Annotated in this window: 22 protein-coding genes and 1 pseudogene; 13 read left to right on the plus strand and 10 right to left on the minus strand. The window is 43.7% G+C overall.

Annotation, left to right across the window (positions count from 1 at the left end):
* Window positions 1–45: 45 nt before the first annotated feature.
* From N0824_RS12990 to petC, 3 genes are all read right to left on the minus strand, one after another.
* Window positions 46–1,107: a mannose-1-phosphate guanylyltransferase gene (locus N0824_RS12990; protein ID WP_002781460.1), complete on the minus strand. Its 1,062-nt coding sequence runs from the start codon at window positions 1,105–1,107 to the stop codon at window positions 46–48.
* 133 nt (window positions 1,108–1,240) lie between these two features.
* Window positions 1,241–2,227, minus strand: a complete 987-nt coding sequence (gene petA / locus N0824_RS12995) for a cytochrome f (protein WP_002754684.1) — start codon at window positions 2,225–2,227, stop codon at window positions 1,241–1,243.
* A 43-nt stretch (window positions 2,228–2,270) separates the two neighbouring features.
* On the minus strand, window positions 2,271–2,810 hold the full coding sequence (gene petC / locus N0824_RS13000; protein WP_108937063.1) for a cytochrome b6-f complex iron-sulfur subunit: 540 nt from the start codon (window positions 2,808–2,810) through the stop codon (window positions 2,271–2,273).
* A gap of 438 nt (window positions 2,811–3,248) precedes the next feature.
* Here petC and N0824_RS13005 point away from each other — a divergent pair, with 438 nt between their 5' ends.
* The 5 genes from N0824_RS13005 (at window position 3,249) to N0824_RS13025 (ending at window position 5,004) form a co-directional block, all read left to right on the plus strand.
* Complete coding sequence (locus N0824_RS13005; RefSeq protein ID WP_233256440.1) at window positions 3,249–3,542, plus strand: type I restriction enzyme HsdR N-terminal domain-containing protein; 294 nt, start codon at window positions 3,249–3,251, stop codon at window positions 3,540–3,542.
* Between the two features lie 23 nt (window positions 3,543–3,565).
* A complete protein-coding gene (locus N0824_RS13010) occupies window positions 3,566–3,856 on the plus strand; it encodes a nucleotidyltransferase family protein (RefSeq protein WP_016517134.1) in 291 nt (96 codons plus the stop codon).
* Between the two features lie 234 nt (window positions 3,857–4,090).
* Window positions 4,091–4,387, plus strand: coding sequence for a nucleotidyltransferase family protein (locus tag N0824_RS13015; RefSeq protein ID WP_108937064.1), 297 nt, complete (start codon window positions 4,091–4,093; stop codon window positions 4,385–4,387).
* A complete protein-coding gene (locus tag N0824_RS13020; protein ID WP_024969856.1) occupies window positions 4,371–4,709 on the plus strand; it encodes a DUF86 domain-containing protein in 339 nt (112 codons plus the stop codon). The genes N0824_RS13015 and N0824_RS13020 overlap by 17 nt, the downstream gene beginning before the upstream one ends.
* A gap of 58 nt (window positions 4,710–4,767) precedes the next feature.
* Entirely contained in the window at window positions 4,768–5,004 is a 237-nt protein-coding gene (locus tag N0824_RS13025) for a hypothetical protein (protein WP_108937065.1), read from the plus strand.
* Between the two features lie 152 nt (window positions 5,005–5,156).
* Here the strand turns inward: N0824_RS13025 and N0824_RS13035 are convergent, their stop codons facing one another.
* The 3 genes from N0824_RS13035 to polA are packed head-to-tail and all read right to left on the minus strand — an operon-like array spanning window position 5,157 to window position 8,562.
* Window positions 5,157–5,405 (minus strand): heavy-metal-associated domain-containing protein, encoded by a 249-nt coding sequence (locus tag N0824_RS13035; protein ID WP_108937066.1) that lies wholly within the window; start codon window positions 5,403–5,405, stop codon window positions 5,157–5,159.
* A gap of 36 nt (window positions 5,406–5,441) precedes the next feature.
* The gene (locus N0824_RS13040) at window positions 5,442–5,687 is read right to left on the minus strand and encodes a hypothetical protein (protein WP_002736270.1); all 246 of its coding nucleotides are present in this window, start codon (window positions 5,685–5,687) and stop codon (window positions 5,442–5,444) included.
* A 4-nt stretch (window positions 5,688–5,691) separates the two neighbouring features.
* Window positions 5,692–8,562: a DNA polymerase I gene (gene polA, locus N0824_RS13045; protein WP_108937067.1), complete on the minus strand. Its 2,871-nt coding sequence runs from the start codon at window positions 8,560–8,562 to the stop codon at window positions 5,692–5,694.
* A gap of 190 nt (window positions 8,563–8,752) precedes the next feature.
* On the opposite strand from polA, the gene N0824_RS13050 reads away from it, so the two are divergent.
* The 6 genes from N0824_RS13050 to N0824_RS13075 all read left to right on the plus strand — a co-directional run bounded on the left by N0824_RS13050 (window position 8,753) and on the right by N0824_RS13075 (window position 14,710).
* Entirely contained in the window at window positions 8,753–9,679 is a 927-nt protein-coding gene (locus N0824_RS13050; protein ID WP_108937068.1) for a UDP-glucuronic acid decarboxylase family protein, read from the plus strand.
* Between the two features lie 45 nt (window positions 9,680–9,724).
* Entirely contained in the window at window positions 9,725–11,110 is a 1,386-nt protein-coding gene (locus tag N0824_RS13055; RefSeq protein ID WP_108937069.1) for a UDP-glucose/GDP-mannose dehydrogenase family protein, read from the plus strand.
* Between the two features lie 240 nt (window positions 11,111–11,350).
* Complete coding sequence (locus N0824_RS13060) at window positions 11,351–12,034, plus strand: Mo-dependent nitrogenase C-terminal domain-containing protein (RefSeq protein WP_002754710.1); 684 nt, start codon at window positions 11,351–11,353, stop codon at window positions 12,032–12,034.
* A gap of 130 nt (window positions 12,035–12,164) precedes the next feature.
* Window positions 12,165–13,853 (plus strand): SulP family inorganic anion transporter, encoded by a 1,689-nt coding sequence (locus N0824_RS13065; protein ID WP_108937070.1) that lies wholly within the window; start codon window positions 12,165–12,167, stop codon window positions 13,851–13,853.
* A 316-nt stretch (window positions 13,854–14,169) separates the two neighbouring features.
* A complete protein-coding gene (locus tag N0824_RS13070; RefSeq protein WP_002746174.1) occupies window positions 14,170–14,388 on the plus strand; it encodes a DUF433 domain-containing protein in 219 nt (72 codons plus the stop codon).
* A gap of 1 nt (window position 14,389) precedes the next feature.
* Window positions 14,390–14,710: a DUF5615 family PIN-like protein gene (locus N0824_RS13075; RefSeq protein WP_002781446.1), complete on the plus strand. Its 321-nt coding sequence runs from the start codon at window positions 14,390–14,392 to the stop codon at window positions 14,708–14,710.
* A 452-nt stretch (window positions 14,711–15,162) separates the two neighbouring features.
* Here the strand turns inward: N0824_RS13075 and N0824_RS13080 are convergent, their stop codons facing one another.
* Window positions 15,163–15,471, minus strand: a complete 309-nt coding sequence (locus N0824_RS13080; protein ID WP_002746172.1) for a hypothetical protein — start codon at window positions 15,469–15,471, stop codon at window positions 15,163–15,165.
* 85 nt (window positions 15,472–15,556) lie between these two features.
* Entirely contained in the window at window positions 15,557–15,919 is a 363-nt protein-coding gene (locus N0824_RS13085; protein ID WP_146184280.1) for a hypothetical protein, read from the minus strand.
* Between the two features lie 185 nt (window positions 15,920–16,104).
* On the opposite strand from N0824_RS13085, the gene N0824_RS13090 reads away from it, so the two are divergent.
* Both N0824_RS13090 and N0824_RS13095 read left to right on the plus strand, forming a co-directional pair.
* Complete coding sequence (locus N0824_RS13090) at window positions 16,105–16,605, plus strand: hypothetical protein (RefSeq protein WP_106910014.1); 501 nt, start codon at window positions 16,105–16,107, stop codon at window positions 16,603–16,605.
* A 290-nt stretch (window positions 16,606–16,895) separates the two neighbouring features.
* A pseudogene (locus N0824_RS13095) lies at window positions 16,896–17,046 on the plus strand (ISNCY family transposase); the annotation flags it as partial.
* Between the two features lie 105 nt (window positions 17,047–17,151).
* On the opposite strand, the gene cphA reads toward N0824_RS13095, so the two are convergent.
* Window positions 17,152–19,785 carry a cyanophycin synthetase gene (gene cphA, locus N0824_RS13100; protein WP_108937072.1) on the minus strand — a complete coding sequence of 878 codons (2,634 nt, stop codon included), beginning with the start codon at window positions 19,783–19,785 and terminating at the stop codon, window positions 17,152–17,154.
* Window positions 19,786–19,889: 104 nt separating this feature from the next.
* Window positions 19,890–20,744: a cyanophycinase gene (locus tag N0824_RS13105; RefSeq protein ID WP_108937073.1), complete on the minus strand. Its 855-nt coding sequence runs from the start codon at window positions 20,742–20,744 to the stop codon at window positions 19,890–19,892.
* Window positions 20,745–20,885: the final 141 nt, after the last annotated feature.

A 20,885-nucleotide genomic window follows, 5' to 3' on the forward strand; every position in this document is an offset into this window, starting at 1 on the left:
TTACTGATCACTGATTACTGAAAAAGCTGGTAACTAATATCGATCCTATAACAATTTCTCCAATTTGGGATCGGTTTGTAATTGCTTGAGAACTTGTTTAATATCTTGGGTACGATCTTTGTGGACAACGAGAGTCGCTTTCCCGTCGCGAACAATTACCAGATCTTTTAAACCAATAGTAACGATCACTTCCTCCTCATCACTAGCATAGATAATAGAGCCTTCCGTATCCAAACCGACATGATTGGCCAGTTCAATATTTTTGCCCTTTGCTTCTAGTAATCTTTCCAGAGAATTCCAATCTCCCAGATCATCCCAACCGAAATTAGCGGGTAAAACGTAAGCGAGTTGGGTTTTTTCCATCAAAGCATAATCGATACTTTTTTTCTCTAAATCCTCATAGGCAGCGATGCCCCGATCGATCAGAGGTTGTAAAATATTATTAGCGTGGGTTTTTAGCTCCTCTAAAACCACTTGTCCCTGAAAGATAAACATTCCGCTATTCCAGCTAAAAAGTCCCGTTTCTAGGAATTTTTCGGCCGTGGTGCGATCGGGTTTTTCCGTAAAACGACTCACTTTATAGACGGGTAAACCATTAAATTCGCCCTGATTTTCTCCCTGTTCGATATAACCGTAACCGGTGGAGGGATAATCGGGTTTAATCCCTAAAGTAACGATCGCTTTTTGGCTGACAGCCACTTCTACGGCTGCTTTTAAAGTGTTAATATAAGCCTCTTGATCACCAATATAATGATCGGCAGGAAAAAAACCGATCGCCACTTCCTTACCATAACGTTTTATCACTTCTAAAGTAGCCCAAGTCACAGCCGGGGCCGTATCCTTGCCCACCGGTTCCACTAATAGGTTACTCTCCGGTAAGTCGGGCAGTTGTTCGCGGACACCATCAGCGATCGCACTAGCGGTAATTACCCAGAGATTTTCCCAACCTGCCCCTAAAGATAATAGACGATCGGCCGTTGCTTGTAAAAGACTGCGACCACTACCATCAAGACAGAGAAACTGTTTCGGACGCGCTAGACGACTGAGGGGCCAAAAACGTTCCCCTTTACCACCGGCGAGAATGACTGGAACAAGCGACTGATTCATAAAAAATTGACACTTATCGGTTAAGTTGAACCGATTGTATCAGACGGCAGCGAGGGGTGAGCGTTTTCCTGACCCAAAGCTAAAAAGCGGGCAAATAACCCGCTTTCTAGCAAAAATAACCGAAATATTGCGATTAGAAATTCATTTCGGCCGCTTGTACTGTTTCCACTTGTTTTTTCTTAATAACTAAGAGGATTTGGCAGAGCATAATGCCACCGAGGAATAAAACCAATCCTTTGATCCGGCCGGGATTTTGTAGGACAACTTCCGTCTCTTTTTGACCAAAACCGCCGACATTGGGGTTACTGGTTAAAAATTGTCCCACTTCGATCGCTTGACCTTCCGAGACGATTAACTCAGGACCTGCGGGAATATTTTCCACCACGGGGCCAGCTTCGGAAGTGATGGTGACTTCATAACCACCGGCTTCGGTTTTGCTGATCTGGCTAATTGTACCTGCGGTAGAAGCTTTGAAGGCGTTATTATTGCTAGGTTCACCGGTGGGGTACACTTGACCGCGACCACGATTGGCCCCTAAATGCACAGCATATTTACCGAAGTGAATACCTTTATTTTGGCTAGGATCGGGGGCCAGGACGGGGAAAACGATTTCTTTGTATTGATCCCCGGGTAAGGGGCCGACGATAACCACGTTATCTTGACCTTCTTTGTAGGATTGGAAATAGACTCCACCCAGTTTTTCCTGCATTTCTTCGGGAATGCGATCGGGGGGCGCGATTTTAAAACCATCCGGTAGCATTAAGACTGCACCGACGTTTAAACCCCCCTTCGATCCGTCGCCTAACACCTGTTGACTGGCGGGATCGTAGGGGATTTTTACCACTGCTTCAAAGACGCTATCGGGTAATACCGAGTGGGGGATTTCAATTTCGGCGGGTTTTTGGGCTAAATGGCAGTTCGCACAGACAATCCGACCGGTTGCTTCTCTGGGGGTTTCCGGGGCGGTTTGTTGCGCCCAAAAAGGATATGCTTGGGCAGATTGGGGGTTAATGACATCGCTGGTTAGGAGTAGGGAAACGGTAGCGATCGCCACGAGGACGGCTTTCACTAGGGCCTGTCTGTGGACTTGCGGGAAGCTTAAAAAGTTGAATGTTCTCATCTCTATCGGTTGAATAATTCCAAATCTCGTCACATTGAATAATCTAGGACCACCAGGGTTCTTCACCGGTGCGGAAGTCGGTTTCCGTCCAAGTGGAGAAGACGACTTTATCATTATCGGTGACGTTGGCATGGGCGAGGGCTAAGGATAGAGGCGCTGGACCGCGAACTACTTTTCCTTCGGCATTGTACTGGGAACCGTGGCAAGGACACATGAATTTTTCTTCGCTGGCATTCCAAGGCACCACACAACCTAAGTGGGTGCAGACGGCGTTAATTCCGTAGTTGGCCAGGGTTTTGTCCTCTTGGACGACTAAATAGGTGGGGTCGCCTTTTAAGCCTTGGGCTAAGGTGCGATCGCCAGCGTTATGGCTTCCCAGAAATTGACTGACAATCACATCATTGCCTAGGGCATCTTTAGCGGTGACACCGCCACCCGTACCACCGGCCGAGGGGGGAATAAAATACTTAACAATCGGATACAAAGCCCCCGCTGCTACTCCGGTAATTGTACCAAAGGTCAACAGGTTCATAAATTGACGACGACCCAAATCGGGAACATCTGTACTGGAAACTTGACTCATTGCTCCTTATCTCCAAATGTAAATTTTTGTAAACTAATTCTCATCTAAGGGCGATTTTGTGCATCTCGATCAAGACGAAAACCCAGAGCTTAAAGAAGGTTTACAAGGGCTGTATTAGATTATTACAGATATTGAGTCACGGACAATTGCCACAGCAAAGCTGCCCCAAATGCGATCGCTGTTTTCTCGCTTTTGCCGAGATGAGAAACCGCGAACATCGAAAGAATCTTAAAAAATTTGATCCAATGGAAAAGTTAAGTCCCCATATACCTTTAACTTAAGTTAGTAGCCAAGAATACAATGATTTCAAGTCATGCCTACTGGCTGGTACAGGGAAAATTCTCGCATCAGTAGATTACCTAACTCAATTTGTCAAGGCTGGGATTTCTTTCAAGGCTCGGTATAAAAATCTTTATTTATCTCTATCATCTTTAACCTATGAAATTAGCTGATATTCTCAAAGACTCAAGTTATAAGTTGTCCCAGTTTACGCCGACGGAAATTGAGCAATTAGAGCAGACAATTACGCTTAAAAAGACGAAAAATGGGGAAGCTCCCTATACAATTTGCTTAGTACGGAAAAAAGAGATTAAACTTACCCCAGAAGAAGCGATTAGACAATTATATTTAAGAGTTTTAAGCGATCGCTTACATTATCCTCTCAGTCGCATTCAGGTGGAGTATGGGGTGAATTTTGGCAGACTAGAAAGCTTGGGAGTAAAACTAATCTGATCAACACAAAAATAAATCTACCAATGGAACAAATTAAAGGATTTTGTCAAAAGTGGCAAGTCACCGAATTGGCATTATTTGGTTCAGTTTTACGCGAAGATTTCCGTTCAGATAGCGATATTGATATTTTAATTACCTTTTCCCCAACTGCTAAACGAGGTTTAACCGAAACCCTACAAATGCGCGATGAACTGCAAGCAATTTTTGATCGAAAAGTAGATTTAATTGTGAAAGCAGCACTCAAACGGAGTGATAACTGGCTAAGATGTAAAAACATTTTAGAATCAGCACAGATTATATATGCCTCATTGTAAATGCTATCAGACGTATTTTGCGCTATACTGATGGAAAAATAAATTAACAGAACTTTTAAAAGCGATCGCACCTTTACTCTAAGAGTGCTTTAAAAGCAAAATCCAAACAACTATTAGAAATTGCTAAAATAGGAGTAGAAAAAGCGATAGAAACCGAGGAAGAAACGGCAACCGCTTGGATAAACCAACAACTAGAAAGCTTGGGAGTCAAACTAATTTGATCAACACGAAAATATGAAAATTTCTCAAGAAAAACTCTCACAACTTTGTCAACATTGGCATATTCATAAACTTTCCTTATTTGGTTCAGTTTTACGAGATGATTTCACCGCAGATAGTGATATTGATCTGCTCGTTGAGTTTGAACTTGGTTTTACCCCTAGTTTTTTCAAACTTCATCAAATTCAAGAAGAATTATCTCAATTATTTGATGGACGTACTATTGATCTCGTTACCATCAAATCTCTTAATCATCATATTCGTGAGCGTGTTTTAGCAACAGCAGAGGTGTGTTATGTCGCAGAAAGATAATCAAGTGTATGTTGAACACATGATTGACACAGCAAATAAAGCACTTAGCTTTGTAGAAGGTGTCAGTCGAGAAGATTTTGATAATAACGAACTTTTACGGTTATCCCTCACCCATTTATTGCAAATTATCGGAGAAGCAGCGCGTCGTGTATCACCAGACTTTCGGGAGAATTATCCAACAATTCCTTGGCAAGCAGTCGTCGGAATGCGGAGCAAAGTAGTACACGATTACTTAAATGTTGATGAAGATATTGTTTGGAATACCGTTAAAAATGATTTACCATTTTTAGTTAAAGAACTAGAAAAGATTCTGATCAGGTAAAACTTTGGGAAAATTAGCATAATTTAGATATTGAACTAACCCACTGAAGGAGAGAAACATGAAAGCACTCAAGGTTATGGCAACCATTGATGAACAAGGACAACTAACCCTAGATCATCCTTTAATCATAGACAAAAACAGCCGTGTAGAAGTTATTATTCTCATCCCAGAGGAGGAAACCCAAGATACATCTCAAGCAGAAATTTTAGCAGACTTTCGGCAATCTTGGCATGAAGCCATGACAGGACAAACCATTCCCGTTTCTCAACTTTGGGAAGGGTTAGAAGATGACTAATCAACCGATAATTCAAGTTTTAGCCTCGGCAACATTCAAGCGAAATCTCCGCACACTTGCTAAGAAATATCGCAGTATTCGAGATGACATTCAACAATAATCACGACAATTTTTGATTTTTACCAGAGGTTTATTTTTAACGGGGGAGAATGTCAACCCTCACTGCTAGACTCAACAGTATGGCCGACTTCGCTGATCCATTGGGCAATTTCTGCGGGGGATGCGGTGGTTTCTACCGTGACGATTTTATTGGCTACATCCACCGATATTTGGGCTGCCGGTTGCTGATTATTAATCGCTTTAGTAATGGTATTAGCGCAACCTTCACAGGCAATACTAGGCACTTTTAGGATAATTGTCATTGTTGTAACTCCAGTAACTTTATAGCTAAAAACTAGCATAAATTGTCAGGGGTAGCTGATTTTTTAAGAGTTTATTTACCATTTCAGCACTGCCGCTTCGATCCCCTGTTCCCGACGCAGTTTACTATCTTTTTCTAGCCATTGAATGACCTGTTTATGGGTTAGTTCTTCTAGGGTTACTCCCGTATCTTCGGCGATTATTTTTAGTAAGCGTAGGGAAGAAATCGTTAAACGAGTCAGGAATTTTTCGGGAGAAGTCAAGAGGGCAGCGTCCACATCTGCGGATTCTTCTGGGGTTAAAAATTGTCTGTTTTCGATCATAGTTTTATTTGGTTTCCATCCAATTGTCACCGGCTTTAATTTCTACCAAGAGAGGGATCGTCAAGGAGACAGCTTCTTCCATAGTCGTCTTGATTTTTGACTCTAGGGATGGCCATTCTTCCCTCGGTACTTCCAAGACTAATTCATCATGGACTTGCAGCAGTAATCTCGCTCGATAATTTTGCAGTACCTCGGCTAATTTTACCATCGCTACTTTAATAATATCAGCACTGGAACCCTGAATGGGCGCATTAGCAGCCGATCTTAATAATTGTGCTTCCTCGTTGTTGAGTTTGAGGCTATCTAAATCGATGTCATGTAAGGACAGTCCCCGCAGTCTTTTTAAGAGGGGATTATCGAAGTTAAAATAACGTCTTCTGCCCAAAATTGTTTCCACATATCCCTGAGTGATCGCTTGTTTTTTGCTATTCTCTAAATACTCAAATACTTGGGCATAACGTTGATGATATTTTTCAATAAATTTTCTGCCCTGTTCTACGGTTAATTTCGATTCACGGGCGAATTTTTGCGCTCCCATGCCATAAATAACCCCGAAGTTAATTGTTTTTCCTAAACTGCGTTCTTCTGGGGTAATTTCCCCTTTATCAAAGAGCAATTGAGCGGTGACTTTATGAACATCTTGATTACTACGATACGCTTCTAATAAAACTGGTTCTTGACTGAGATGAGCGAGAATTCTTAACTCGATTTGTGAGTAGTCCGCTGACACCAATAAGTAACCATCTTCGGGGATAAAAGCTTGACGAATTCGTCTGGAAAATTCACTGCGAATGGGGATATTTTGTAGGTTAGGATTGGAGGATGATAAGCGTCCGGTGCTGGTGATGGTTTGATTAAAATCTGTATGTACTCGTGCGGTTTTTGGTTCGGCTAATTTCGGTAAAGCATCCACATAGGTGGATTTTAATTTGGATAAGGTGCGATGTTCAAGGATATAATCAATTAAGGGATGATCGCCTTGTAGTTTCTCTAAAACACTTTGATCGGTGGAGTAACCTGTTTTAGTTTTTCTGGATTTTTTGCGGTTGAGTGCTAATCGATCAAAAAGGATTTCACTTAACTGTTTAGGAGAGCCAAGATTAAAAGTTTCTCCGATAGATTCATAAGCTTTTTTTTCTATGTCTGCCAAGTCTCTTTCTAGTTGCTGGGACAAGTTTTTTAGATAATTGACATTGATTTTTATCCCATAATTTTCCATCTGCCACAGCACCATGACTAAGGGAGATTCTACCTCTGAGAATAATTGATATAAAGAGGGAATTTTAGTTAATTCTGCCTGTAATTTTTCTCGAAGTAAATAGGTAGCGTAGGCATCTAATCCGCAGTAGGTAGCAGTAGTGGCAATATCTAAATCAGCGATGGTTTTTCCCGTAGGAATACCGAGACTTTTATAACTAAGGGAAGTGATACCGTCTAAATAGCGATCACATAAATCTTCGAGATTATGAGTTAGTTCGGGATGGAGGACATAACTAGCCACCATAGTATCAAAAACTAGACCTTTAACGGTAATTCCTTGATGATAAAAAACATCAATATCAAATTTCGCATTCTGGAAGACTTTTGGATAATCATCACTGGCTAAAATTGGGCGTAATTTTTCGAGAACTATCTCTAGATTTAAATTATCACCGCTCTGGTGGCCGATGGGAATATAGGCCATAGCATTTAATTCTTTTCCCCAACAGCAACCGATGCCAACTAATTTGGCTACACGAGGATTTAAATCCGTGGTTTCGGTATCCCAAGCGACAGGAAAATGTGGATTAGTGAAAGTTGTTAATTTTGCCAGTAAAGCATCTAACTTAGGAATAGTATCAATAATGTCGGGAGCAATTAGAACTGGTGGAGAAATAGGGGGTAAATCAAACAGAGACAATTGATTATAATCAGCATCGCTAGTTAATTCTAGGGTAGGAGTGCCACCTAGAGGCTGTTGAATTTGATCGAGTTTCTGGAGAATTTTCTTTAATTCTAATCTTTCCAATAAAGGTTTAACCAAACGCCGATCAAAACCTCGGAGACGAAATTTATCCTCTTCGAGGCTAACGGGGGCATCAAGGGCAATTTTAGCTAAATAGCGAGAACTTTCGGCGGCGGCTTTACCCTCTAATAATTTAGTTTTTACCATTCCCTTGATCGATTCCAGATTAGTATATATATCCTCTAAGTTATCGTATTTTTTTAATAAATCTATCGCTGTTTTTTCGCCAATTCCGCGCACTCCGGGGATATTATCAGACTTATCACCGCAAAGAGCTTTAAAATCTACTACCTGTTTTGGTGTCACCCCTAACTTTTCCGTGACAGCTTGGGAATTAAATTCTGTATAACCCTGTGCCGATGTACTTTTGACTGCATTGATATCCAGATAGAGAACCGTGGTTTTTTTCTCCTCATCTACCAATTGGAATAAATCTCGATCGCCTGTTAAAATCTTGACCGTATAACCATTATCGCCGGCTTGTTTTGCCAAAGTTCCTAAAACATCATCTGCTTCGTAACCTGGGGAAGTCACAATAGGAATATTCATCGCTGCCAAGAGACTTTGCAGATTAGTTAAATCGGGGCGAAATTCTTCGGGAGTTTCTTGCCGATTAGCCTTATAATTGACATCAGCTTCATGGCGAAAAGAAGGAACTGCTAAATCAAAAGCGACCGCTAAATAAGCAGGTTTTTGAGTTTCTAGTAACTGCATCAGAGAATTTAAAAACCCAAAACAAACACTGGTGGGAATGCCAGTAGAAGTACGCAGAGGGCCAGAACGAGACTTAGCAAAGGCATAATAGGCACGAAAAGCCAAAGAATGCCCATCAATCAGGATAAATAGCTTATTTTGCTCGGCACTGGTCATAATTTAGCCTCAAATTTGCGTGTTATTTCCATTTTAAGGATTACCGAGCCATTATTCAGCCATTAGCCTTGAATCGGCGATCGCTGATAACTGATCACTGATACTTAACACCTCCTCAAAAAAAATATTTGCCAAAAAACCGGCGTAAGGGTATTTTAAGAATAATTTTATATGTTTACTGTGCGATTACATGAGAATCCTAGTTACAGGCGGTGCTGGTTTTATCGGTTCCCATCTAATCGATCGCTTGATGGAACAGGGTCATGAAGTGATCTGTCTGGATAACTTCTACACGGGGGTGCGCCGAAACATCGTTAAATGGCTAGGAAATCCTTATTTTGAGCTAATTCGTCACGATATCACCGAGCCGATCCGTCTAGAAGTCGATCAGATTTATCACCTGGCCTGTCCTGCTTCCCCAATCCACTATCAATATAACCCCGTAAAAACGATTAAAACCAATGTTTTAGGGACCATGTATATGCTGGGCCTAGCTAAAAGGGTAAAAGCGCGATTTTTGCTCGCTTCTACCTCAGAAGTCTATGGCGATCCTGATGTGCATCCGCAAAGCGAAGAATATCGAGGCAACGTCAACTGCATTGGACCGCGTTCCTGTTATGACGAGGGTAAACGGGTGGCGGAAACCCTGGCTTTTGAGTATTATCGGGAGCATAAGGTCGATATCCGGGTGGCCCGGATTTTCAACACCTACGGCCCGCGAATGTTGGAAAACGATGGTCGAGTGGTGAGTAATTTCGTGGTGCAAGCTTTGCGCGGTGAACCCTTAACGGTTTATGGTCAAGGTTCCCAAACCCGCAGTTTTTGCTATGTTTCTGACCTGGTGGAAGGGTTAATGCGTTTGATGAATGGGGACTTTATCGGGCCGGTTAATCTCGGCAATCCCGACGAATACACAATTCTGGAATTAGCGCAAGTCATCCAAGGCATGATTAATCCCGAGGCCGAATTGGTCTATAAACCACTGCCGGAAGATGATCCCAAACAACGACAACCGGATATCACTCGTGCTAAAAACTATCTGGATTGGAGTCCAACTATTCCTCTACATCAGGGTTTAAAAATGACGATCGAGGATTTCCGTTCTCGTCTAAGCTAATCCCTAATCAATAAATTTAACTTAATTGTCACTGGAGTGATTATCATGCGTGTTTGTGTTATCGGAACGGGTTATGTGGGTTTAGTCACCGGGGTTTGTCTGGCACATATCGGCCATCATGTTATCTGTATTGATAACAATGAAGAAAAAGTCAAATTGATGAAATCGGGACAATCTCCCATCTATGAACCGGGGTTATCGGAATTAATGCAGTCTTCGGCAGCCTCCGGCAATCTGGAATTCTCCACGGACCTAGAAGCGGGAGTTAAACACGGCGAAATCCTCTTTATCGCTGTTGGTACACCAGCACTACCCACTGGGGAAAGTGACACCCGTTATGTGGAAGCGGTGGCCCGGGGTATTGGGGCCCATCTCAACGGTGGTTATAAAGTAATCGTCAATAAATCGACCGTTCCCATCGGTTCCGGAGATTGGGTACGGATGATCGTCCTCGATGGCGTGGCCGAGAGACAAAAAAATCTCGTGGCCGCTGGGGGCGGCATTAGTACATTAGAACGCATCGAAGCGGATTTCGATGTGGTCAGTAATCCCGAATTTTTACGGGAAGGTTCGGCAGTTTATGATACTTTTAACCCCGATCGCATTGTTTTGGGTAGTAATAACCCGAAAGCCATTGAAATGATGAAGGAATTGTACGCGCCTTTGGTTAAACGCCAATTCTCTGAAGATACCTCCTTGCCTCCCGTTCCCGTGGTGGTTACGGATCTCAGTTCGGCGGAAATGATTAAATACGCCGCTAATGCCTTCCTAGCCACCAAAATTAGCTTTATTAACGAAGTAGCTAACATCTGCGATCGCGTCGGGGCCGATGTCACCCAAGTGGCTAAAGGTATCGGGTTAGATTCCCGTATCGGCAGCAAGTTTCTCTCGGCCGGGATCGGTTGGGGGGGTTCCTGTTTCCCCAAAGATGTGTCGGCTTTGGTACATACCGCAGAAGACTACGGTTACGAAACGGAATTACTCAACGCCGCTATCAATGTTAACAAACGTCAACGGACAATCGCGATCGAAAAACTGCAACAGGAATTAAAAATCCTCAAGGGTAAAACCGTCGGTTTGTTGGGATTAACTTTTAAACCCGATACCGATGATATGCGCGATGCTCCGGCTTTAACCATGATCGAACAGTTAAATCGTTTAGGTGCTAAGGTAAAAGCTTATGATCCGATCCTTTCCCAAAGTGGTTTAAGTCACGGTTTAACCGGTGTGATTATCGAATCGGATCCGGAAAGATTGGCCGATGGTTGTGACGCTTTGGTGGTGGTGACGGAATGGCAAGAATTTCTCCGTCTTGACTACGGCAAAATGGTTAAAACCATGCGTGAACCCGTGTTAATTGATGGTCGCAATTTCCTCGATCCTGCGGTGGTGACAGCAGCCGGTTTCCGTTACCTGGGGATTGGACGTTAATCGCAGCAATCCGCCTTTTTATCAGGACTGACGCGGGTGGGGAAGGAGCAAGAAGCAACAACCCTTACCCCTGCTCCTGGAGGCGAAAATTGCCCGATTATGCCAGCTGAAAACCGAAAACTTCCTAGTTGACCATCGGGTTATTGGCTATAGTTAAATGATATGAACAGGAGCCACTAGAATCCAGGAGCGCTCGGTAGAATTGAATTGAGAAACTAGAAATCAGTTTTAGCAATACCTATGGTTAGCTCTGTTCAATACCGCTACACTAACGAACAAGTTAGGGACTGGTTACGGGGATTACTGACAATTGCCTGGTCTGACGGGGATTATAGCACCAGCGAACAGGAATCGATCGCCCGTTTCGCTCACGAATTAGAATTAGATGACGACCACGTTCTCTATCAATCGATTAGTCCCGAAGAATTGGCCGCAAGTTTCGGTCATGACCCCAAAATATCAGAAAACTTCCTCCGCACGGCGGTGATGGTGGCGATCGCTGATGGCATTTATTCCCCCGCAGAAGCGCAATTACTGCGTAGTTATCGGGATGCTTTCGGGTTAGAAATCGAGGCCCTGTCAGCTTTAGAACATACTATCTGTGAAATTCCCGAAATTACCACAGAAGCGAATAAATCCGAGTTTATCAGTGCCGAACATCCCCATCCAGATCTGCTGCATCCCCTCAAAGACTGGTTAGATGGGGTAGAAATGCACGATCCGCGCTTGGCCCGGTTTATCTGCAAAATGGTTCCGCCTCAATGTCCTTTTGAACGCGATATCGTGCTGTTTGGTCATAAATTAGTCCATATTCCGCCTCTGTGCAAGTTAAATCCTCTCTACGAGCAATTAGTCGGTTTACGCTTCCGGGCCTTATCATACTTAGCCGATGATTGTCAAGAGGATATTTCCGAGTATATTTAGCCAATTTAATTAAAATTACGGCTAAAATGGTATAAATATCCTGCTGACAGAAAATATCTCAGCCTCAAGGCTTTTCCTAGCTAATTCTTCCGTTAAAATTAGGTTAAGTCGCCGTTAAGAGAGAAAAACTATGAGTAAAAACTCCCGACGAGTCGATTTTCCTGATTTACCCGGGCTAAAAAACCTGCGCTCCTATCAATGGCAGTGGCTGGGCCGAGATATACTCGCCGGTGTCACCGTGGCGGCCTACGCTATTCCCCAGTGTATGGCTTACGGCGACCTGGCCGGGGTCGAGCCAGTGGTGGGATTGTGGACTCTCGTGCCGGCCGCCCTAGTTTACGCCCTTTTCGGCTCCTCATCGCAACTATCCCTCGGACCAGAATCGACCACGGCAGTGATGACGGCGGCAGCGATCGCACCTATGGTGAGCCTTCAAGGGGAAAATTACGGCAGTTTAGCGGCTTTTTTAGCCCTAATGGTCGGTTTAATCTGTTTTGTCGCTTACATCGCCCGCTTGGGATTTCTAGCTAATTTACTCTCCAAACCGATCCTAATCGGTTATATGGCGGGAGTGGCAGTGATCATGATTGCGGGACAACTGGGTAAAATTAGTGGTTTGTCAATCCGTGAAAATACGGTTTTTAAAGAAATTTTCGCTTTTTTCTGGGGAATAAACCAATGGCACTGGCCAACCCTTAGCCTAGCTCTATTGCTGTTACTATTTCTATTTGTCATCCAAAAATATTTTCCCAAAGCACCGGGTCCCTTGCTGGCGGTTTTACTGGGAACCCTCGCCGTCGCCACCCTCCATCTTGATGGAGAGGGGGTGGCAGTAGTGGGGCAAATTAGCAAGACTTTGCCCAATTTTGGCTTACCAACCCTAGATTTTTCCCAATTACTACCCCTAGTAACCGCAGCCGTCGGCATTGCCCTGGTGGGCTATTCCGATAACGTCTTGACCGCTAGAGCCTTCGCCGCACACCATAACCAAGAAATCGATGCCAATCAAGAATTTTTAGCCCTGGGACTGGGGAATCTGGCAGCGGGTTTTTGTCAGGGATTTCCCATCAGCAGCAGCGCCAGTCGCACCGCGGTGGGCGATTCCGTGGGCAGTAAAAGTCAGCTTTACTCCCTGGTGGTGGCAGGGGTGGTGGTGGCGGTCATTTTCTTCCTCAGTCCACTACTGGCACTCTTTCCCAAGGCCGCCCTGGGTGCGCTGGTGATTTATGCGGCCTGTAAACTGGTGGATATTGCTGGCGCTAAACGACTAAAAAGCTTTCGCAATAGTGAGTTTAATCTCGCTGTCCTGACCATGGTGGGGGTGCTAACCACGGGGATTTTAAGCGGGGTTGCCATCGCCATCGGTCTCTCGGTTATCGATTTATTGGCCCGCATTACTCGGCCTGATGATGCGGTCTTGGGTACGGTTCCGGGGGTGATGGGTTTACACGCGCTCCAGGATTGGCCAGAAGCGCAAACAATACCGGGGTTAGTTATCTATCGTTACGATGCCCCCTTATTTTTTGCTAATGCGGCCGACTTTAAACGTCGCGCTCTCAGTGCCATTGCCCGGGAGACAAAACCGGTAGAATGGTTTGTCTTGAATACGGAGGCCCTTGGGGAATTGGATAGTACAGCCGTGGAGATTCTTGAGGAATTAGCGGCAGAATTATCAAGACAGGGTATAGTTTTCGCCCTCGCTAGGGTTAAACACGATCTGTACTTAGAATTGCAACTTTCCCGCTTGTTAGATAAAATTAGCGAGGAGAGGATTTACTATACTTTGCCAGCGGCGATCGAAGCTTTTAAAAATCGTTGACTGATACTAAATCATTAGGGGTCGAGAAGGTCATCGCCGACCTCCCCTCCCATAAAGAACCTACCCGTGCATAGTTTTCGGACTTTATTGAAATTAGCTGATAGAGTTGTCTAAGTTGGGCTTCCGTCGGTTGCATTTAGTCATTATCGGCTTGATTTTAGATTATTGTTCATTTTAGTATTATTAATCGAAAGCCACTTCCCTAAACTGTTGAAGCTGAATTTAAGCCATTTTTCAAGAATCTAGGCTAGAATATGAAGACAAGACGCATTGCTCTGGGTTAATCTACTCTGTAGAAGCTAAGAAGGTAATCAAAATGGCTAAATATTCGCCTCTTATCCATGTATCTCCTGAAACTATGAGTGGTGTTCCTGTTTTTTCAGGTACTAGAGTTCCGATACAAACACTTTTTGATTATCTTAAAGCAGGAGAATCAATTGATGATTTTTTAGAGGGTTTTCCGACGGTAACAAGAGAACGAGTTATTAGCTTACTTGCAGAATTTGAAAAAGAGCTTATTGATAGGGTAGCGTGAAATGAGGCTTCTTTTAGATGAATGTATTGACCGAAGATTAATGAGGGAGTTTACAGGTTATAATATCAAAACTGTTCCGCAAATGGGATGGACTGGGATCAAGAATGGTCAACTGTTAGGTTTAGCTTCACAAGAATTTGATATTTTTATTACAGTGGATAAGAATTTGCCGTTTGAGCAAAATTTACCGCAGTTTAATCTAGCTATTATTATTTTACAATCACAATCAAATCGTTTGGCTGATTTAAAGCCTTTGGTCCCTAAAGTTTTAGAAGTTTTGGCAACAGTAACAAAAGGAACAGCAACAGTAGTAAGTTTATAACAACCTATTTAAAATGAATTTAAGCCATTTTTCAAGAGTCTGGGCTAAGATATTAAGGCTACCGACTTGGGAAGATTATTCCAAGAACTATCCCTAGGAAGATAAACACAATAAATCCAATCAAAAATGCAGGTATTGGCTCACCCATAATAGCCAACAAGGTAGCTAAAGCTATGCAAAAACATAAGTTTAAGACATTCAAGATCAATAGTATGGCATAGAACGAGTTAGTTAGGACGCTTTCAATTTTCAAACTCTTATCGGTCAAGGGTTTCAGCGATTGATTGTCCTAACCACCCCGCTCTTTGCTATAGTTTATTTTTCATTTTTCCCTTAAACCTAAATCGTCTAATGGCGATAGGGTTTTCTCTTGCATCCCCAGAGACATGAAAAGTGAAGTATTGCGAGAAGTTCTGTTGACCAGATGTCTAGAATCTTAAATAACAGTCGCACTACTCTCTTCTAAAACAATACGGCCCGCCATATGTACATTTTCGGCAGTCATAAATTTTTCCATCTTTACCACGCACTATATAATAAGTACATTTGCTCTCTGGTCCTGTTGATGGAGCAATATACACCGGGTCTACAGGTTGCTGTACCAACAAAATAGTTTCGGTATTAGCAAAAGTTTGATTTGTTGACACGTCTAAACACAATATGTTTTTAGTTTGTACATTATCAGGAGTAGAAGCTTTTGCTTGGTTAACAGGAGACATGACCAATAAAAATGCTGAAGCTGTTACGAGAATACTTTTCATGTGATTTTTACCAAATTGAGCGATAAGTTTGATTTGACTTTGAGGTTAAAAACATTTTGAGATACACCCGATTAATGGACTGGCATTACCGACATCTTCTATTATATTCTTGATATCTCCGTTCAGAGGCGGCATAATTTCCCGATGCCCTAGCTGCATAATGTGGTATATTAACTTGAGTCGCCCAATAATCTCCATTTTTCGTGAGTTGATTGGCCTCTTGAATTAATCCTTGACAAGAAAGCCTATAAATTCTTTGCCAGTCTTCAGCTATCATTCGCTGTATTAGCTGGTCAGCTTCCCCCTCCATAAGGTTTAATTCGTTCAATAATTGCTGAACTTCACTACTTTGTGCGTTAGAATTAGTTACCCCTACTGTAAACTGGAGGATTGAAAAACACCCTGCTAAAGTCAACACACTGATTGATTTTTTTGTTGGATAGAGCATAATTTTATTTCCTGAAAATTTGACACAACTAACAAGCCACACTACCGACAATTTATCAACCAGTTAAAATTATTTCAAGACGGAAAAAAACGGATATTGTCGGAAGTTTTGTTAACTATGTTTACAAATATCGGAAAATAACGGATAATGACGGTATTGTGTCTCCAAATCTTAACATTACTCCCATGGATACCCAAGAAGTCTTCTCACTTATTGATAATCTGGTTTTTGACCACACGGGAAAGCATCTCGATACATTGCAATTAGGGATTTTAAAGAACGTTTTTGATGGTCAGAAATATGCAAAAATAGCAGAAAAATATAATTGTTCTGAAGGTCATGCCAGAGATAAAGCCTATGAACTTTGGCGCATTCTTTCGGAAGTGTTAGGGGAAGAATTAAATAAATCAACTGTTCGATCAGCAATTGAAAGGTTAATTGTCAGCAATAGTATTAATAATTTGGGTAATAAATCTGTAAAAATTGATCAGGTTACTTTCTGTCATAACCCTTCTAATAATCGAGAAATAGAAAATTATCATATTTATAAAACTGAAAACAATGTTATTAAAGCAAAACTAGAAACTGTTCCCAAACTAATAGGATTAGGATTAACGATCGAACAAATTGCTCAGGCTCTTGATTTAGATATACAATTAATTTTAGATAGTCTCAAATCAGAGTAACTTTGATAAATTTATCAAGATATGGATGTCAAGCTGCTTTGATACACAATTGACAAGGATAGGGAAATGGAGAAATTTCAACTAATACCCCAAAACTAAACCGCCAACCCCAACATCTAGAACTGCTATAGTTAAAAAATGCCTTGAATTATCTTGCTTAGTATCAAAAATAATGAGCGAATTAAGTCCCGTCGCTGCTAGATAAATTGAACGTTGAAGTTAAAGTCATCGCCTGAGTTTTTCCTATCTGCATTTGGCAAAATTTAGGGCGCGTTAGACGGCGACAATCTAGGAGTCGTCAATCAGCCAAAAAACTTTGGGGCCAGTTTACCTGGTGTTTATCGACAATTTGCTGTTGCTTACACAGACTTTTGGGAGTCCTATAAGACAGTAATTCCGAGTAAACGTCATCGACCAGTCGGAAGAAACTGGTCAAACTAATCCTATTGAAAGCTGTTTGGCATTTTATCCATGACTACAATGCACAGCAAAGCAAAGGATTAAGCCTCCATCACTACTACCGAATCACCACCTTTTTCCTAACTTCTAACCCTGATTATCGGTCAGGGGTCGATGTTTCTCGATCAAATCGATCGCCTGGGTGACACTTTCGGGGAAAATTACCACTAAACCACCCTCAGAAACTGTACTTAAAGCCTTCTCTAAAGCTTCCGTTTCATCGAGAATAACTTCCGGTCGCAAACTGGCATTTTCTTGGCTAATTCCCCGGAGAATTAAATCGGCCACTTCTCCCCGGCGGCGACCGCGAGTATCGTTATCTTCCTTAACAATAATTCGATCGAACATTTGGGCCGATAATTTCCCTAATAAAATTAAATCATCATCGCGTCGATCGCCCGGTCCACCGACCACGCCGACTTTTTCCCCGGACCAATTGCCGACAAAACCGCCGACGGCTTCGTATCCGGCCGGATTATGGGCATAATCGATTAAAGCGTGATGGTGTCCCAAGTCAAACAGGTTCATCCTGCCGGGGGTCTGGGCCACGGAAGGTTTAAAGGTCCGCACCCCTTGGCGAATTAACTCGATATCGATACCCTGCACAAAAGTGGCTAAACAGGCGGCCAAGGCGTTAGCAATCATAAAAGGAGCCATTCCCTGCATAGTCACGGGAATATTGACTGCTTCCTCGATTCTCAGCGTCCATTCTCCCTCTAGAATCGACAGATAGCCATTCTCATAGATGGCGGCCATGCCACCGCGACGGATATGGTCGTGAATAATCGGGTTATCGGGACTCATGGAAAAATAAGCGACTCTTCCCTTGACTTTTTCGGCCATACTAGCGGTCAAGGGGTCATCGGCATTTAAAACCGCGTAACCCTCGGCGCTAACCACCTCGGCCACAACGCTTTTTACCTTCGCCATTTGTTCGATGGTGTCGATATCACCGATACCCAAATGGTCGGCGGCCACATTTAACACCACCCCCACATCGCACTGATTAAAAGCTAAACCCGATCGCAGGATACCACCCCGGGCCGTTTCTAGCACGGCAATCTCGACTGTGGGATCCTTCAAAATCATACTGGCACTGTAGGGACCGGTGTTATCGCCCTTTTCTACCAGATAATCATCGATATATACGCCGTCCGTCGTGGTAAATCCGACTACTTTCCCCGTTTGCCGGCAAATATGAGAAATTAAGCGGCTAGTGGTGGTTTTGCCGTTAGTTCCCGTAATGGCCAGAATTGGCACGCGACTGGGAGTCCCGGGGGGGAATAACATATCGATAACTGGGGCGGCGATATTGCGGGGTAAACCGCGACTGGGGGCGACGTGCATCCGAAAACCGGGGGCGGCGTTGACTTCTACGATTACCCCGTCCACTTCTCGCAAGGGTTTGCGGATATCCTCTGTGACCACATCGATACCGGCAATATCCAAACCGATTAATTTTGCCACTCTTTGGGCGATCCAGACGTTTTCGGGGTGAATTTCGTCGGTACGATCCACAGCGATGCCGCCGGTGCTTAAATTAGCTGTGGCTCGCAGATAGGCGATCGCACCTTGGGGTAAAATGCTGGTTAATTCATAGCCCTGTTTCCCTAGCACATTAAGGGCGGTTTTGTCAATAGTTATTTTAGTTAAAACGTTGGCGTGACCCTCACCCCGGTTGGGATCTTGATTAGTAATTTCGATTAATTCTTCTATAGTTGAGCGTCCATCACCGACGACGTGAGCGGGAATCCGTTCGGCCACGGCGGCGACTTTGCCATTTATGACTAAAATTCGGTGATCACTGCCTTTATAATACCTTTCTACGATCACGCTGCGGGTTTTCGAGGCGGCACTGGCTAGATCATAAGCTTCCTCTGCTTCCTGCTGATTTTTGATGTCGATGCTGATGCCGCGGCCGTGGTTGCCATCGAGGGGTTTAATCACGATGGGAAACCCTCCCACTTCCTCGATTGCCGCTGACAACTCATCCAAGTATTGAATCACCGTACCCCGGGGGACGGGAATACCGGCATCCTTGAGGATAGTTTTCGTGCCTTCCTTGTCACAGGCCAACTCAACGGCTAAAATCCCCGAAAAACTGCTTAAAGTGGCTTGAATGCGCTTTTGGTGAACACCATAGCCCAATTGCACCATGGCACGAGCGCTCAGGAGTAACCAAGGAATATTTTTAGCTTGTGCTTCTTTGACGATAGTTTCCGTACTCGGACCGAGGGCAGCATTGGTGCATAAATCGCGTAAATCGGCTAAATCCTGGGCTAATTCTTCCTTAGGATAGGTTCCCGTATCGACAATCGATTGACACAACCGCACGGCAGCCCGACCCGCATAACGTCCCGCTTGCTCCTCAACGTACTCAAATACCACGTTATAGACTCCGGGGGTGGAAGTGCCTCTCGTGCGACCAAACCCGACGGGAGTTCCTGCCAATTCCTGCAATTCTAGGGCGATATGTTCGATGATATGGCCCATATAAGTGCCAGTGCGGACTCGTTCAAAGAAACCGCCGCGATAACCGGGGGAACAGTAATGTTCGACTAAACTGGGGAGAACGTCGATTAATCCCTCGTAAAAGCCTGGGATTTCATTCGATGGCTTCTCTGCGAGATCTTCGAGATCCAGACGCATAACAATGAGCTTGTCGCGACGAATACTCCAGTAGTTGGGACCGCGCAGGGTTTGGGTTCTGAGAATTTTCATGATGCTGGTGTTCGCTGTTGAGAAGCACAAAGAAGCCGTTGTTTATTGTCTGGGTTTCCGAGATTGGTAAACTGTTCACAGTGAACAGTTTTTTAGGAGTTTTTTTACCCTAATTTAGCGATAACTTGCTGTTTTTTGAGATGATAGCTATCACCGTAGGCAAGAATATGCACCCGCAGATTATGCAGACTCAGGGGTTCGTTAGCGGTGACGTGATGGTGGTTGGTGTGGGACATTTCCCTGGCATCAACTACCGTCACTGTACCGCAGCCGATTACTGTCATCGTGCCATCCCGTTCAAACATAGCGCAGGTATCCTCATCGATGCCAATTCCTAAACGTTCGGGATAACCAGAGATAGCGCTCATTAACCGAGCCATGCGGTTGCGATTGTGGAAATGTTGATCGACAATGACTTCAGGAATGAGACCTAATCCCATGGCCATGTCCACTAGGGCCCGATTAGGTGCTTCCCCGCTGCTGCCCCCGGCAATCATGTGATGACCCATAACGGCAGCCCCGGCGCTAGTTCCAGCCAAGGTCAGTTCTCCCTGTTGCACTCTTTGTCTGATTCTTTCCATCAGGGGGGTATCGGAGAGCAAACCGCATAAACGCAGCTGGTCGCCTCCAGTCATAAATACACCCGTACATTCTTCGATGTAGGCTTGAAATTGGGGATCTTCTCCCTGTACGCGATCACGAATATCGATAACTTTGACGTATTTTGCCCCCATTTCCTCGAAAATCTTCTGATAGCGATCGCCGATTAACACCGGTTCTCTGGAAGCGGAGGGAACAATAGCGATCACTGCTTCGCTACCCCCAGCGCGATTCCAAAAGGTATGCAGTATCTCTTTACCGTGGACTTTATCCTCGGCACCTCCAATGACTAAAATCGCCGTTTTGAGAGATACGGGGGTAGGATTTTGGTGGTTTTGGGTTTCTAGCTCGATGATCATGTCACTGAACGAATAGACATTTTTAGGGATGGAAGGTTTTTCGGGAAGATGGACAGGTATCTTGATGTTATTTTCCCTGAACGGTTTACGGAAAAAAATGCGGTTTAGGAATATTTTTCGGGACATCAAGCAATAGTAGAG

The sequence above is a fragment of the Microcystis sp. 0824 genome, from assembly GCF_003112475.1.
GTDB classification, from domain to species: Bacteria; Cyanobacteriota; Cyanobacteriia; order Cyanobacteriales; family Microcystaceae; genus Microcystis; species Microcystis aeruginosa_C.

Bases quoted from the DNA above. Each gene is read 5' to 3' on its own strand.
- N0824_RS12990 (WP_002781460.1), bottom strand. From the start codon at position 1,107: ATGAATCAGTCGCTTGTTCCAGTCATTCTCGCCGGTGGTAAAGGGGAA.
- petA (WP_002754684.1), bottom strand. From the start codon at position 2,227: ATGAGAACATTCAACTTTTTAAGCTTCCCGCAAGTCCACAGACAGGCC.
- petC (WP_108937063.1), bottom strand. From the start codon at position 2,810: ATGAGTCAAGTTTCCAGTACAGATGTTCCCGATTTGGGTCGTCGTCAA.
- N0824_RS13005 (WP_233256440.1), top strand. From the start codon at position 3,249: ATGAAATTAGCTGATATTCTCAAAGACTCAAGTTATAAGTTGTCCCAG.
- N0824_RS13010 (WP_016517134.1), top strand. From the start codon at position 3,566: ATGGAACAAATTAAAGGATTTTGTCAAAAGTGGCAAGTCACCGAATTG.
- N0824_RS13015 (WP_108937064.1), top strand. From the start codon at position 4,091: ATGAAAATTTCTCAAGAAAAACTCTCACAACTTTGTCAACATTGGCAT.
- N0824_RS13020 (WP_024969856.1), top strand. From the start codon at position 4,371: ATGTCGCAGAAAGATAATCAAGTGTATGTTGAACACATGATTGACACA.
- N0824_RS13025 (WP_108937065.1), top strand. From the start codon at position 4,768: ATGAAAGCACTCAAGGTTATGGCAACCATTGATGAACAAGGACAACTA.
- N0824_RS13035 (WP_108937066.1), bottom strand. From the start codon at position 5,405: ATGCTAGTTTTTAGCTATAAAGTTACTGGAGTTACAACAATGACAATT.
- N0824_RS13040 (WP_002736270.1), bottom strand. From the start codon at position 5,687: ATGATCGAAAACAGACAATTTTTAACCCCAGAAGAATCCGCAGATGTG.
- polA (WP_108937067.1), bottom strand. From the start codon at position 8,562: ATGACCAGTGCCGAGCAAAATAAGCTATTTATCCTGATTGATGGGCAT.
- N0824_RS13050 (WP_108937068.1), top strand. From the start codon at position 8,753: ATGAGAATCCTAGTTACAGGCGGTGCTGGTTTTATCGGTTCCCATCTA.
- N0824_RS13055 (WP_108937069.1), top strand. From the start codon at position 9,725: ATGCGTGTTTGTGTTATCGGAACGGGTTATGTGGGTTTAGTCACCGGG.
- N0824_RS13060 (WP_002754710.1), top strand. From the start codon at position 11,351: ATGGTTAGCTCTGTTCAATACCGCTACACTAACGAACAAGTTAGGGAC.
- N0824_RS13065 (WP_108937070.1), top strand. From the start codon at position 12,165: ATGAGTAAAAACTCCCGACGAGTCGATTTTCCTGATTTACCCGGGCTA.
- N0824_RS13070 (WP_002746174.1), top strand. From the start codon at position 14,170: ATGGCTAAATATTCGCCTCTTATCCATGTATCTCCTGAAACTATGAGT.
- N0824_RS13075 (WP_002781446.1), top strand. From the start codon at position 14,390: ATGAGGCTTCTTTTAGATGAATGTATTGACCGAAGATTAATGAGGGAG.
- N0824_RS13080 (WP_002746172.1), bottom strand. From the start codon at position 15,471: ATGAAAAGTATTCTCGTAACAGCTTCAGCATTTTTATTGGTCATGTCT.
- N0824_RS13085 (WP_146184280.1), bottom strand. From the start codon at position 15,919: ATGCTCTATCCAACAAAAAAATCAATCAGTGTGTTGACTTTAGCAGGG.
- N0824_RS13090 (WP_106910014.1), top strand. From the start codon at position 16,105: ATGGATACCCAAGAAGTCTTCTCACTTATTGATAATCTGGTTTTTGAC.
- cphA (WP_108937072.1), bottom strand. From the start codon at position 19,785: ATGAAAATTCTCAGAACCCAAACCCTGCGCGGTCCCAACTACTGGAGT.
- N0824_RS13105 (WP_108937073.1), bottom strand. From the start codon at position 20,744: ATGATCATCGAGCTAGAAACCCAAAACCACCAAAATCCTACCCCCGTA.